Origin of the sequence: Brevibacillus sp. SKDU10 (genome assembly GCF_001645205.1) — a bacterium.
GTDB classification, from domain to species: Bacteria; Bacillota; Bacilli; order Brevibacillales; family Brevibacillaceae; genus Brevibacillus_B; species Brevibacillus_B halotolerans.
The window spans coordinates 1-13,033 of sequence record NZ_LSSO01000015.1 but is presented as its reverse complement, the minus strand read 5'-3'; the positions used below and the strand labels follow the sequence as shown (position 1 = coordinate 13,033).

Here is a 13,033-nt window from a genome sequence, read left to right as displayed (position 1 = left end):
AAGCGAGGTGTTAGGCTATGTCTATGGACAATACCATGAAGTTTAGCGCTCCAAAGGAAGCAAGTGAAGCTGAAGTACGCGCCACTTTGGAAGAAGTATACAGCGCTCTACAAGAAAAAGGCTATAATCCGATTACACAGATTGTAGGATACTTATTATCAGGAGATCCTGCATTTATTCCTCGCCATAACAATGCTCGCAGTTTGATTGGTAAAATTGAACGCGACAAGCTAATTGAAGAAATGGTGAAAGCTTACTTGTCACCAAAAGGTTCATAACATCATAGGAGATAATTATGCGAATACTTGGATTGGATGTGGGTGAAAAGACCATAGGCGTCGCAATAAGCGATGAGCTAGGTTGGACTGCTCAAGGAATCGAAACGATTAGACGCTCGTCCAAAGAAAATGATTTTGGGCGTATCGAAGAATGGATTGCGACGTACCAAGTACAAGCACTTGTGGTCGGTCTGCCGAAGAATATGAATGGCACGATTGGCCCTAAGGGTGAATACTGTCAAGCTTTTGCTGAGCAACTGAAGGAGCGGACAGGGTTGCCCGTTCATCTCTGGGATGAGCGATTGACGACGATGGCAGCGGAGAAAATGTTAATATCGGCTGATGTGAGTCGCCAAAAGCGCAAGAAAGTAATTGATAAAATGGCAGCCGTACTCATCCTTCAGGGGTATTTGGATGCTAATTCGAGGTGAAAACAATGAGTGAAGACATGCAAAATGACTATGAAGTAGGCGACGTGATCGCATTGGTGGAGGAAGGAGAAGACGATTCAGCTACCCGTGATTTCCGCATTATGTACATCCTAGAAGTGGAAGATCGTAATTATTTAGTTTTAGTTCCAGTTGATCAGGAAGATGACGAGGAGTATGAAATTCATTTCTTGCGCTACGACGGAAGCGACATTCTTGAGCCGATTGAAGATGATGCTGAATGGGATGCTGTAGAAGCTACCTTTGAAACATTGATCGACGAATTGGAAAGCGAAGAGAACTAGTATTTGATGACATAGTAAAAACTAGCATGGGTCCACTGGAGAAAAGGACGTCACAGGGATGATGACTTTTCTTCAGTAGCTCATGCTTTTTTTAATCAAAGATGGAAGAGGGAGCTTATGGCGACAAAAATGGTAAGTACGGTAATTGCACAGGAAGATCAATTTTTACTGATTCGAGAAGATAGCGAAGAACTTGGAAGCGTATGGAACATCCCATCAGGAATTGTACAAGCCGGGGAAAAAATTATGGATGCTGCTGTGCAAAGAGTAGCTGAGAAAACGGGTCTACAAGTAGAGTTAACCAGTCTTTCAGGTATTTATCAATTTGTTGATGAAACGAAAGACTCAGTGGTGTGCAATGTTTTTACAGCGACGGTGAACGAAGGCACCATTCAGATAGAAGGAACAAAAATTAGGGAAGCAAGATGGTTTCGTTTAACAGAGATTGAGCAGTTGGATGATGATTCTCTTTATCAGGCTCATTTGCTGAGAAGAGTTTTTGCAGATATAAAAAATACTGGTAAAAATTGATAGATAAACGATAAGACTCTATCAAAACGTGCAAGATATTTGATCTTTTTGTATAATGAATGGCGATGTAATGTGAGGAGGAGTGTGTGAGCTTGGCAAAAGGTAGTGAAGAGAGACAGGAATTATTGAGGAATCAATCCCGATCGCGGAAAAAACGAAGCGGTGGGTTTATCGTAAAAGGATTGCTTTGGTTTGCATTGCTTGTCCTAGTCGTGGGCGGCGTGGGAACCTATTATGTAAATCAACAGCTGCAACCAAGTCCAATCACAGCTACAGCCGAAGTAGATATCCCTCCAGGTTCTAGTGTCAAGCAGATAGCTGCATTGCTAGAGCAGAATGGCATTATTAAAAATGCCACTCTATTCTCGTATTATGTTCGCTATCAGGGAGTAGCTGGTGATCTAAAAGCAGGAACCTATCAGTTTGATCAGCAAGTAACCATTGAGCAATTGATTAAAATGCTAAGCGAAGGAACTCAAGCAGAAGTGGCACGCTTTACCATACCAGAGGGGTGGAATGTAGGCCAGATTGCAGATGCGCTTGCTAAAAAAGGGCTAATTGAGAAAGATATTTTTATACAGGAAATAAATGAAGGAGATTTCCCTGAATTTCCATTTGTCTCGTCTATTCCAAAGAAAGAAGGGCGAAAATATCGGCTAGAGGGATATTTGTTCCCAGAAACCTATGAGGTTCGTAAGGGAGCAACTGAGCATGAGATTATCGCCAAAATGCTGGGGCAGTTTGAAAAAGAATGGAAGCCAGAATGGAGCGAACAAATACAGAAGCACAAATTAACAATGGATGAAGCTGTTAATTTGGCGGCGATTGTCGAGCGTGAAGTGGTAGTAGATCATGAGAGGCCAATTGTAGCCGGAATTTTTTATAATCGCATGCGTGATGGCTGGAAATTACAATCATGCGCCACTGTACAATTTATCTTAGGCAAGCAACGTGATCGCATTACATTTGATGATTTAAAGATAGCGAGTCCATATAACACGTATCTCCATGAGGGCCTGCCACCTGGGCCCATTGCGAGTCCTGGTAGAGCGTCGCTTGAGTCAGTCGTAAATCCGCAAAAAAACGAATACTTCTTCTTTGTGACGAAAAAGGACGGGACACAGGAGCATTATTTCTCTAAAACATTTGCAGAACATGCTTCCAAAAATGCGAAAAGTCAAGGAAGTTGGTAACAAAACGATAGTGGCTGTTTTGGCGAAATGTGTTATAATAGAACGGTTGTGAATTAGTTTATGACAGATTCTATACCAAAATGTATATTATCTGGTTGAAAGAGAACGGGGGACCTTCCACATGATTACGAACCCTGCGATAGATCATTATTTACAAAATCTCATTCCACAGCGCTCCCCGCTATTAACGCGACTAGAGCAGGAGGCACATGAAGAGAATATCCCTATCATTCAATTGACTGGGGCTCAATTCTTACGTACCTTACTGTTAATCAAAAGACCCAAAAGCATCTTGGAAGTAGGTACAGCCATTGGTTATTCAACAATCTGGCTGGCTGAAGCTGCTCCTACGGCAAAAATAGTAACAATGGAACTTGATGAAGAAAGAATCACCCGCGCGTTGGCTTCTTTTAAGGAAGCTGGCTTAGAAGATCGAATTGAACTAATTGAGGGTGACGCGACAAAGGGTTTGTCTGGGTCATATGAGTTTGATTGTCTGTTTATTGATGCTGCTAAAGGGCAATACCTCACCTTTTTACAATTATACCTTCCTCTGTTAAAAGAAGGAGGTTTAGTAATTACGGACAATGTTTTATACCGTGGTCTTGTTACCGATCCGCAAGCGGCGGGAAAACGGCAAAAGAAAATGGTTGAGAAGATTGATGGATTTAATAAGCATCTCATGGGACACCCCCAACTAGAAACGTCAATTGTACCTATAGGGGATGGGATCGCGGTTAGTGTAAAGCAGACGAGAGGAGAGGGCAGTGCGTGAAAAAGCCTGAACTATTGGTTACGGTAAAAAAATTAGCTGATGTCCTGCCGCTAATTGAGGCCGGTGCGGATGCTCTAAGCATTGGAGAAGCACGCTACGGACTACGCAATGCAGGAGACTTTACCGTTGAAGAAATAGACGAAGCGATTCGCTTGGCACATAGCAAGGGTGCTAAGGTGTACATCAATATAAATTCGTTATTGCACAATGAAGAATTAGATGGATTAGACGATTTTCTCATTCATTTGGAAACAGTAGGAGCAGATGCGGTAGTGTTCGGTGACCCTGCTGTGCTGGTTGCTGCTAAACAAGTGGCTCCAAAGCTAAAGCTACACTGGAGCATGGAAATGCTATCCACAAGCTACGATACCATTAATTATTGGGCAGAAAAAGGGGCAAGCCGTGCTGTATTGGCACGTGAATTGACCATAGATGAGACGATCGAAAATCAGCAGGAAGCAAAATGTGAAATTCAAGCACAAATACATGGACCAACCTGCATTTTCCAATCCAAACGTGATCTTGTCTCGGCTTATTTTGGTCATCAAGGACGCGATATGGAGCAGGAAGATACCAGTATGGATCGCGGCATGTATGTGAAGGAAGAAAAACGCCGCAATATTAGCTATCCTGTTTATGAAGATGCCCATGGGACTCATATTATCAGTGCAGAAGATATTTGTATGGTTGATGGTCTTGAGGACTTTGTGAATGGTGAATTGGACAGTTTGAAAATTGAAGGATTGCTGCATACATCTGAATATGTAATCGCAGTGACGAAGCTATATCGTGAAGCATTAGATTTGTGCGTTTCTGATGTAGAACAATATCGTGATAAAGCGGCTGAGTTTCTGCAAAAAATGGAAGCTCTGCAACCAAAAAATCGACCTTTAAACACTGGATTTTATTATAAACCACCAATTCCTTACCATGCTTAAATGGGAAAGAAGACTTGCGTAATATTGAAATTGAGAGGTGAATCATCTTGAGCACGATTATAACTCCAAACCAAGCCGGATTGAAACCGGTGATTGCTAAGCCTGAGTTACTGGCTCCAGCAGGTAACCTAGAAAAATTACAGTTTGCGATTCGCTATGGAGCAGACGCCGTATATATCGGTGGTCAAGTATACAGCTTGCGTGCGAATGCTGATAACTTCTCCTATGATGAAATGCGTGAAGGGGTTAAATTTGCCCATGCTCACGGAGCTAAAGTATTTGTAGCGACCAATATTATTGCCCACAACGAAGATTTAGGCGGTATGGCAGAGTATTACCAAGAGCTGCAAAATATTGGAATTGATGCGGTTATCGTAGCAGACCCTGCTTTGATTCAGGCATGTAAGAAGGCGGCTCCTAAAATTGAAGTTCATTTGAGCACTCAGGCCTCCACAACGAACTGGCGCTCTGTTCAATTTTGGAAAGACGAAGGAATTTCCCGTGTCGTGCTAGCACGTGAAGTTTCCATGAAAGAAATTTATGATATAAAATCTCATGTTGATGTAGAAATCGAAGCGTTTATTCACGGCGCGATGTGTATTGCTTATTCCGGTCGATGCGTATTGTCTAATCATATGGCAATGCGTGATTCTAACCGTGGAGGCTGCGCACAATCCTGTCGTTGGAAATATGATCTATTCGAAGACGGATTTAACTTTGAAGAGGCAGAGAAAAACGGTGCCAAGACATTGTTTGCTGAAGGAGACGAGCAATATACGATGTCTCCGAAGGATTTAAGCATGCTACCATATATTGCTGATATGATTGAAGCCGGTGTTGATTCCTTAAAAGTGGAAGGCCGGATGAAGTCTATCCATTATGTAGCGACCGTTTCCCGTGCATATCGCATGGCAATTGACTCTTACTTTGAAAATCCGAAAGACTTCAAGATCAAACAAGAGTGGATCGACGAAGTGTATAAGGCTGCGCCGCGTACGCTGTCCACTGGATTCTTTTACGGAAGCCCAAGTACACAAGAACAAATCTTTGGTGAACCAGATCATCCGATCCCTTACGATTTTGCGGGATTGGTTATGGATTACGATCCGGCTACAAGCATTGCAACTGTTCAAGTGCGCAACCACTTTAAAGTGGGCTCGAAGGTAGAATTCTTTGGACCAGATACATTCTTTGCACAACAGGTAGAACAAATTTGGCACCATGTCACCGATGAAGCATTAGATGCAGCACGTCATCCAATGTCATTGGTCAAAATGAAGGTTAACCAACCGGTGAAGCCTTATGACATGATGAGGAAGGAGCTATAGAATGGGTCGCCCCGTACTGATTGGGGTAGCCGGGGGAAGCGGGTCCGGTAAAACCACCGTTGCAAGAGAATTATACCGCCAGTTTAAAGACGAGAGCGTCTTGATGATTGAGCAGGATTCTTATTACAAGGATCAAAGCTACATGACAATGGATGAGCGTGTAAAAACAAATTACGACCATCCATTTGCTTTTGATAATGACCTGTTGCTAACACACCTCCATGAGCTACTCAACTATCGAGCAATCGAAAAACCGCAATATGATTTTAAGGAGCATACCAGAGCGGCAACGACAGTCCATGTCCAGCCAGCCGATGTTATTATCCTTGAAGGTATGTTGATCTTAGAAGACCAACGTATTCGCGATATGATGGATATTAAGGTATTTGTTGATACAGATGCCGATGTTCGCATCGTGAGGCGTATTCAGCGCGATATTGAGGAGCGCGGACGTAGTTTAGACAGTGTTGTCCAACAATATTTAAATGTTGTTCGTCCTATGCATTTGCAATTTATCGAACCTACTAAGCGCTATGCAAATATCATTATTCCAGAGGGTGGCTATAACAAGGTAGCACTTGATCTGCTCTCTACAAAGATTCACAACATCTTGCATGATAAGAACCAATGTTTTTTTGAATAAGCATAGCTATTACATGAATGGAAAAAGACTCATGCCATCTTATATGGTGTGGGTCTTTTTGGTTTGAAAAAGTGCCTAGAGGGAGATACTGGTGAGAAAAAAGAGAGGAGGTTAGAAAGAAAATGGACCTGCAGGTGCTAAATAAACGCAGAAGCTTTTTCATCCTATTAATCATTAGTTTGTTGTTCGGGGGCTTATTACTTAGGCTTTGGTGGATTCAGGTAGCAGCAACTAATTCGTTTTCCCCTCATAAAATTGATTTGGTTAAAGCGGCGGTTAGGCAAAGACAGCAAGCTATTACATTAAACAGTGGTCGAGGCGAAATCACAGATCGTCATGGAGAACCACTTACAGGCGTAGAAAAGAATGCGCTCATTATTTTTCCATTGGCTCGTGGAAATGCGGAGGTAAATGAGAAGATTAGAAAGGTAGCAGAGATTGTGCAAAGCAGGGAGTCTGAAATCATGAAAATGATTCAGAAAGGAAAAAATCCGGCTCCTTTGCGTGACTTCGCTGGAAATATGATTGAGTTAAATGAAAAACAGATGAAGCAAATTAATGATTTAAAAATTCCGGGCATTTTATCCGTAGCAATGACGGAACGCTATGCTCCAACAGGTATCGCTAAACAGGTGATCGGGTATGTAAGTCAAAATCCTGAGCGAATTGCACAATTATATCCAGATGATTTGCGAAATGGAAAAATGATGCCAGATACCCCTATTGGTTCTTCAGGACTGGAGAGAACGTTCGATCGATTTTTACAAGGAATGCAGCCCTCCATCCTCTCTTATTATGTAGATGGTCAAGGAAATCCATTGAGTGGATTGGATACCAGATTTTCGATAGAGGATAATGCCTTTTATCCATTGACAGTTAAAACAACAATGGATCGCCAAATTCAAGCATTTATGGAACAAGCAATGGATATGGCAGGAATCGAAGCTGGGGCGATCGTAGTGCTCGATGTGAAAAATAGTGATATCCTGGCAATGGCTTCTCGTCCCAAGTTTGATCCAACAAAGGTGAATGTGGAAGAAGGGAATTGGAAAAACCAAGCGTTGATTCAGATTTCACCAGGGTCGGTTTACAAAACAGTCGTAGCTGCTGCTGCACTAGAGGATGGGGCTGTATCCCCTAGTGAAACCTTTACCTGTGAAGGCAGCTATGGGAAATACGGATTCTCCTGCTGGAAAAAAGAAGGTCACGGACACGTAACGATGCTGGAGGCCTTTGCAGAGTCATGTAATATTACTTTTGCAGAAATCGCCAAGCGTTTAGGAGGAGAACGGATCCAGAAGCAAGCAGAGAAAATGGGACTGACCAAGCAGGTTGGCTGGCAGATTGACCAGTTGTATAAAATGGAGAACTTTACACAACTAGATGGTGAAGAAAGTGGACAAGTGTTTGCTAAAGAGGTTTCACCAAATGATGAGGGTGTTCTCATTCAGACAGCCATTGGTCAGCGAGATGTACAAATATCTCCTTTGCAAGCAGCAAATATGATGGCTATGATTGCCAGAGGCGGTACAGCAAAAGAAGCTCGCCTTGTCTCGGATATTGAATATCGAAATGGAAGTCGTTTTTATGAGTTTTCACAGAAGGATTTAACTAAAGTAGGAGTGGATAAGGTTACTTCGCAAAAGCTCTCGCGTTTTCTACAGGAGGTTGTCCGACAAGGTACGGGCAGCTCCTTGAAAGACCTGCCGTTATCTGTTGCTGGTAAAAGCGGAACTGCACAGGTCTTATATAAAGGAGAGCCTAAGGTGCATCAGTGGTTTGCTGGATTTGCTCCTGCTAATAGTCCTCGATACGCTATTGTAGTGGTAGCGAAAAACCAACAGATATCTGGGGCGAATAAAGCGACTCAAGCATTTAAATTAGCTATTGAGCGGCTTGCGACGTTTGAACTTCGATCCTAGAGAAAGAACGAATCCCTCTTTCTAGAAAGTATCCACGAGCCATTAGCTGTTTCTGTCGGTTATATCCGACAATCAACATGATAGGTGAATCCGAACGATATTCATTTTGATTGCTTTTTTGAACAAACGTATTTTTGTCGGTTCGACTGGGCGTAAGACGCGGCATAGTATGACTGTGCCAGTCACCAATGTACTGTATTTTACTATTAGGTCGTGTTTTACGCTTAATGATACGGTGAAGATACTTATCATCAAATAAAATGGAATGCTCCATGCGTAGTGCATTAGGACCAGGTTCACTAGCAAATGTAATAATCCAACTTTTGGCATCTTGTTTATAGCCTAAAAGAATCCCACCTGTTTCTAATTCTGGATAATGTCCAACCGCCCTTCGTATCTGTGACCATGCGGTTTCTGTAAGGTATAAGGTTGTCATTCCAAGACCTCCTTTCCAAAATGACGGAACTGTTAACTATCTTGCCAGTATATGTGAGAGGCTGGGAGGACGTGTATTGGTCAAGTGGTTATACCCAAAACAAAAAAGAAGAATAACAGGACAAAATACCCTGTTCTTTTGTGTAAAAAGCTATAATCTCGAATTTTTTACAAATAGTAAGTAATTAGGCCTAAATTTTTTGATGTATATTGACGATATAGATAATGCATAGGTCTGTTCAAATCACTGAAAAATGTGGGGGGCGATACCATTTGAATCACAGAAGCCTTTCGTTTCGTGCGATAGCTTTCATCTCAGTCATCATTTTATTATTTGCCTCGGTTTCTATTGTCTTATCGTACGATCGTCAGAAACAGATGTTTATTCAAGTAATTGCAGCAATTTCAAAAACAGTCGATACCCAGCTTGAAACCTTATCTTCAGAAATAGATGCCGTGAAGCGTCTACTCGCTGACGATTCAAGCACCTATTCGGGGTACACCAACGTGTTTATAAGTCTGTCCAATAAGTTGGATAATTCTTTAAAAGCGGAATATATAACAGATGGTTATCTATTTGCTCCAGACCTTATTGAAACAGATCAAAAGAGCCAGCTTAAGGTTATTTTAGCAAGTGATAAGCTTGTCGAGGCGGGAGTTAAGCCTAATACTGTGGTCGAGCTTAATCCGTCACAGCTTACCGCTTATCAAACAGCATTGGAAAAGGGAGAAAGTATTTCAAAAACCTTTTTTATGGAAGACAGAGAGATTTTAACGGTATTTACCACGATTAAGAACCGTTCCGATCAGGTCTCGGCAGTACTCGCTATTAACTTTGATTATGATTTGATGCAAAAAGATCTTTTGCAAAGCTTACAAATACCTGTATTAATAAGTTTATGCATGGGTGGTCTTTTACTTGGTGGCAGTATCTTTGCGATTCGTCATACGTTAAAGCGCATCAAAGATATATCTGACCTATCTTTACAGACTGCACAAGGAGATCTTACTGTTCGTGTGCCAGTAACTTCTAAGGATGAGATAGGGGTACTAGCAGAGAACTTTAATGCGATGCTATGTAGCATTGAAGAGGTGGTGAAGGGCATTGATCGAACAACAGCAAGTATGGTCGACTCTTCAGAAAATCTTTTTGTTCACGCTGAACAGACAACACAAGCCACGACACAAATTTCCGCCGATATTCAACAGGTAGCAGCCGGTTCGGAAACCCAGATGCAAGGGGCTATGGAAAGTGTACGTTCAATGGAAGAAATGGCTACAGGAATTCAACGCATTGCCCAATCTGCTTCTCAAGTAGCAGAAGTAGCTGTCGAAGCAACAAAAGAAGCCGAGCAAGGAAATATAGTGATCCAAAATACTATTGAACAAATGAAAGCATTAAGTCAAACCGTCAATGAAGCTGTAATGGTTATTAATATCTTAAATGAGGTTTCTACTGAAATCGGACATATTACTGGAGCCATTACTACAATCTCTAATCAAACCAATCTGCTTGCATTAAATGCAGCGATTGAAGCGGCACGTGCAGGTGAAGATGGAAAAGGCTTTGCTGTTGTAGCTAATGAAGTGCGCAAACTAGCTGAGCAATCAAAAGAATCGTCAGATCAAATCAGATTGCTGGTACAAGGCATTCAGGAGGGCACGCAACAAGCAATGGACTCCATGACAAAAGGAGAAAAAGAGGTAGTAGAAACGGTAGAAGCTGTCGAGCAAGCTGGACAGGCTTTTGAAAAAATTGTTTCGTCCATTCAAAATATTACCGGACAAGTTGAAGAGGTATCCGCTTCCTCCGAACAGATGTCAGCTAGTTCAGAGGAGGTCACGGCAACTATAGAGCAATTATCACAAATTGCTCAAGGTGCTACACAATATACACAAAACGTAGCCTCCTCCTCTCAGCAGCAGTTAGCCGCCATTGAAGAAGTAGCCGCTTCTGCAAGTGAAGTGAATCGAACGGCAAAAGCTTTACAGACTGCGGTTGAACATTTTACAGTGAGAAAAGAATAGTAAAATTCACAAGTGCAGTCTGATATTTTTTTAAAAATAGGGAAGATGCCTACACAAGAAAAGACGAAAGGATTGTAGGGAACGAATCATTGTAGGCAGATAGATGCATGTAGGTTCGAAATCATGTGGAAAGACGGCAGGGAAGCAAGCATCCTGTCGTCTTTTTTATAATGGATACGTAAATTCTCTTTGTTAGAAAAGAAAGTTTAGTCATAAAGCACTTTGGAATTGGACAAAAATCAGGTATAATATAAATTTTAGGGGCCTTTAGAGGGGCCAATGAAAGTAGCAGAGAAAAGTCAGGAGCGGAGTATAGTATGAGTCATCAGTCAGAACAATGGACTTCACGAATTGGATTTATTTTGGCAGCAGCCGGATCGGCAATCGGATTAGGAGCAATTTGGAAATTTCCATATGTAGCGGGAACCAGTGGGGGAGGAATCTTCTTTCTATTATTTCTATTCTTTACTCTACTGATTGGGTTGCCACTGTTACTATGTGAATTTGTGATTGGCCGTAGTACAGGAAAGGAAGCGGTGTCTGCCTACCGAGAATTAGCTCCCGGAACCAAATGGTACTTCTTGGGTATCATGGGAGTTATCACGTGCTTTTTGCTATTTTCCTTTTATAGTGTAGTAGGAGGCTGGATTTTACTATATTTGGGCATGGCAGTCACAGGAAATTTAAGCCATCCCAATATGAATTACGAGCAATTATTTGGGCAAGTCATTTCCGAGCCTTATCTAGCGTTATTTGCTCAATTTATATTTATCGTGCTAACAATTATCATCATTTCGCGCGGCGTTCAAAATGGCATTGAAAAAGCCAATAAGTATATGTTTCCTGCTTTATTTATTTTGTTTATTGTGCTTATGGGACGAGCCTTAACGTTACCTGGCGCATGGGAAGGAATCGTTTTCTTCTTAAAGCCTGATGTGAGCAAAATCGAATCTTCCACGATTTTAGCTGCGATGGGACAATCATTTTTTGCACTAAGTCTTGGGGCATCTGCGATGGCTACTTATACATCCTATTTGGATAAATCAGTAAGCTTAACTCGATCAGCCGTTTCCATTGTAAGTCTAAATTTACTCATATCCTTGCTCGCAGGGTTAGCGATTTTTCCAGCCGTATTTGCACTTGGATTTACACCTACACAAGGACCGGGACTACTCTTTCACGTGTTACCTGCTGTATTTAGTCAGATACCATTAGGAGGATTCTTTTTAGCTTGTTTCCTGGCCCTTTTCTTTTTTGCCACGATTACATCTGCTTTTTCCCTTTTAGAGATAACGGTAGCATCTCTGACGCGAAAAGATCCAAGCAAACGTCGACGCTATTCTTGGATAGCTGGAATGGGGGTATTTGTACTAGGAATACCATCTTGTTTGTCATTTGGTATTTGGTCAGATAAACTTATTTTTGGCAAAAGTATTTTCGAAGCTGCAGATTATCTAGTTAGTAACTTGTTGCTACCATTAGGAGCCTTGCTCATTGCTCTGTTTGTTTCTACGAAAATGAAACGAGAGCTACTACAGGCCGAATTCGTACGCGGTTCCAAACTGGCAACAAGCTTCTTTGGGATTTGGTTTCTACTAGTCAGATATGTGTTACCTGTTCTTATTATTCTTGTGTTCTTAAATACGTTGGGAATTGTTACGTTCTCCTAAAATCTAGATTACATTCGTATTCGCCAGCTAATTAGCTGGCTTTTTTTGATAATAGCAAGCTTATAATTTTATTGATAGCTAATACGATTTTAGGTTATTTATTTTATTTCGAGATTTTATTAGTTTTGTTCCTGTACAGGCACGTATAGGCAATTGCCTACATATGGATAGGGAGAGGAGCAGACTGAAGGGGAGGTGGCAGATTTGTCAAGTGTCTTCGTGGCGCTTTCGCTACTGTTTAAGGAATTGGTTATGTTTGTGGCGTATGTGAAAAACAATGCGTTTCCGCAACCGCTGCCCGAGGTAGAAGAAGAGAAATATCTTAAATTAATGGCAACGGGAGACCCCATCGCTCGAAATAAATTAATTGAGCATAATTTGCGATTGGTGGCGCACATCGTCAAAAAATTCGAAAACACCGGCGAGGACAGCGAGGATTTAATCTCTATTGGTACCATCGGACTAATTAAAGCCATTGAGAGTTACCAGGTGAATAAAGGAACGAAGCTTGCTACCTATGCAGCAAGATGTATTGAAAATGATATTCTAATGTCATTAG

At 41.6% G+C, this 13,033-nt stretch carries 14 protein-coding genes; 13 read left to right on the top strand and 1 reads right to left on the bottom strand.

Features of this window, described 5'->3' with window-relative positions; genetic code table 11:
- Window positions 1-17: 17 nt before the first annotated feature.
- The 10 genes from AYJ08_RS02505 to AYJ08_RS02460 all read left to right on the top strand — a co-directional run bounded on the left by AYJ08_RS02505 (window position 18) and on the right by AYJ08_RS02460 (window position 8,341).
- Window positions 18-278, top strand: a complete 261-nt coding sequence (locus AYJ08_RS02505) for an IreB family regulatory phosphoprotein (RefSeq protein WP_003338316.1) — start codon at window positions 18-20, stop codon at window positions 276-278.
- Window positions 279-295: 17 nt separating this feature from the next.
- A complete protein-coding gene (gene ruvX, locus AYJ08_RS02500) occupies window positions 296-709 on the top strand; it encodes a Holliday junction resolvase RuvX (protein ID WP_031413999.1) in 414 nt (137 codons plus the stop codon).
- 5 nt (window positions 710-714) lie between these two features.
- Window positions 715-1,011 carry a DUF1292 domain-containing protein gene (locus AYJ08_RS02495; RefSeq protein ID WP_031414000.1) on the top strand — a complete coding sequence of 99 codons (297 nt, stop codon included), beginning with the start codon at window positions 715-717 and terminating at the stop codon, window positions 1,009-1,011.
- Window positions 1,012-1,128: 117 nt separating this feature from the next.
- Entirely contained in the window at window positions 1,129-1,542 is a 414-nt protein-coding gene (locus AYJ08_RS02490) for an NUDIX hydrolase (protein ID WP_064016460.1), read from the top strand.
- Window positions 1,543-1,628: 86 nt separating this feature from the next.
- On the top strand, window positions 1,629-2,735 hold the full coding sequence (gene mltG / locus AYJ08_RS02485; protein ID WP_064016459.1) for an endolytic transglycosylase MltG: 1,107 nt from the start codon (window positions 1,629-1,631) through the stop codon (window positions 2,733-2,735).
- Between the two features lie 121 nt (window positions 2,736-2,856).
- Window positions 2,857-3,510 (top strand): O-methyltransferase, encoded by a 654-nt coding sequence (locus tag AYJ08_RS02480; RefSeq protein ID WP_064016458.1) that lies wholly within the window; start codon window positions 2,857-2,859, stop codon window positions 3,508-3,510.
- On the top strand, window positions 3,507-4,448 hold the full coding sequence (locus AYJ08_RS02475; RefSeq protein ID WP_064016457.1) for a peptidase U32 family protein: 942 nt from the start codon (window positions 3,507-3,509) through the stop codon (window positions 4,446-4,448). Before AYJ08_RS02480 ends, AYJ08_RS02475 begins: the two co-directional genes overlap by 4 nt.
- A gap of 47 nt (window positions 4,449-4,495) precedes the next feature.
- Entirely contained in the window at window positions 4,496-5,776 is a 1,281-nt protein-coding gene (locus AYJ08_RS02470) for a peptidase U32 family protein (RefSeq protein ID WP_003345380.1), read from the top strand.
- Window position 5,777: 1 nt separating this feature from the next.
- The gene (udk, locus tag AYJ08_RS02465) at window positions 5,778-6,419 is read left to right on the top strand and encodes a uridine kinase (protein WP_003338307.1); all 642 of its coding nucleotides are present in this window, start codon (window positions 5,778-5,780) and stop codon (window positions 6,417-6,419) included.
- A 122-nt stretch (window positions 6,420-6,541) separates the two neighbouring features.
- Complete coding sequence (locus AYJ08_RS02460) at window positions 6,542-8,341, top strand: peptidoglycan D,D-transpeptidase FtsI family protein (protein ID WP_064016456.1); 1,800 nt, start codon at window positions 6,542-6,544, stop codon at window positions 8,339-8,341.
- Here AYJ08_RS02460 and AYJ08_RS02455 read toward each other — a convergent pair.
- Window positions 8,304-8,777 (bottom strand): Mov34/MPN/PAD-1 family protein, encoded by a 474-nt coding sequence (locus AYJ08_RS02455; RefSeq protein WP_064016455.1) that lies wholly within the window; start codon window positions 8,775-8,777, stop codon window positions 8,304-8,306. The two genes, AYJ08_RS02460 and AYJ08_RS02455, sit on opposite strands and share 38 nt — an antisense overlap.
- A 272-nt stretch (window positions 8,778-9,049) precedes the next feature.
- Between AYJ08_RS02455 and AYJ08_RS02450 the strand changes: the two genes are divergently transcribed.
- The 3 genes from AYJ08_RS02450 to AYJ08_RS02440 form a co-directional block, all read left to right on the top strand.
- Window positions 9,050-10,804, top strand: a complete 1,755-nt coding sequence (locus AYJ08_RS02450; RefSeq protein ID WP_031414009.1) for a methyl-accepting chemotaxis protein — start codon at window positions 9,050-9,052, stop codon at window positions 10,802-10,804.
- A gap of 317 nt (window positions 10,805-11,121) precedes the next feature.
- Window positions 11,122-12,474 (top strand): sodium-dependent transporter, encoded by a 1,353-nt coding sequence (locus tag AYJ08_RS02445; protein ID WP_064016454.1) that lies wholly within the window; start codon window positions 11,122-11,124, stop codon window positions 12,472-12,474.
- 204 nt (window positions 12,475-12,678) lie between these two features.
- Window positions 12,679-13,033, top strand: a 355-nt coding sequence (locus tag AYJ08_RS02440) for a sigma-70 family RNA polymerase sigma factor (protein WP_035312103.1), incomplete at its 3' end; no start/stop codon positions are given.

Coding starts and splice junctions, on each gene's coding strand:
- AYJ08_RS02505 (WP_003338316.1), top strand. CDS start 18: ATGTCTATGGACAATACCATGAAGTTTAGCGCTCCAAAGGAAGCAAGT.
- ruvX (WP_031413999.1), top strand. CDS start 296: ATGCGAATACTTGGATTGGATGTGGGTGAAAAGACCATAGGCGTCGCA.
- AYJ08_RS02495 (WP_031414000.1), top strand. CDS start 715: ATGAGTGAAGACATGCAAAATGACTATGAAGTAGGCGACGTGATCGCA.
- AYJ08_RS02490 (WP_064016460.1), top strand. CDS start 1,129: ATGGCGACAAAAATGGTAAGTACGGTAATTGCACAGGAAGATCAATTT.
- AYJ08_RS02480 (WP_064016458.1), top strand. CDS start 2,857: ATGATTACGAACCCTGCGATAGATCATTATTTACAAAATCTCATTCCA.
- udk (WP_003338307.1), top strand. CDS start 5,778: ATGGGTCGCCCCGTACTGATTGGGGTAGCCGGGGGAAGCGGGTCCGGT.
- AYJ08_RS02460 (WP_064016456.1), top strand. CDS start 6,542: ATGGACCTGCAGGTGCTAAATAAACGCAGAAGCTTTTTCATCCTATTA.
- AYJ08_RS02455 (WP_064016455.1), bottom strand. CDS start 8,777: ATGACAACCTTATACCTTACAGAAACCGCATGGTCACAGATACGAAGG.
- AYJ08_RS02445 (WP_064016454.1), top strand. CDS start 11,122: ATGAGTCATCAGTCAGAACAATGGACTTCACGAATTGGATTTATTTTG.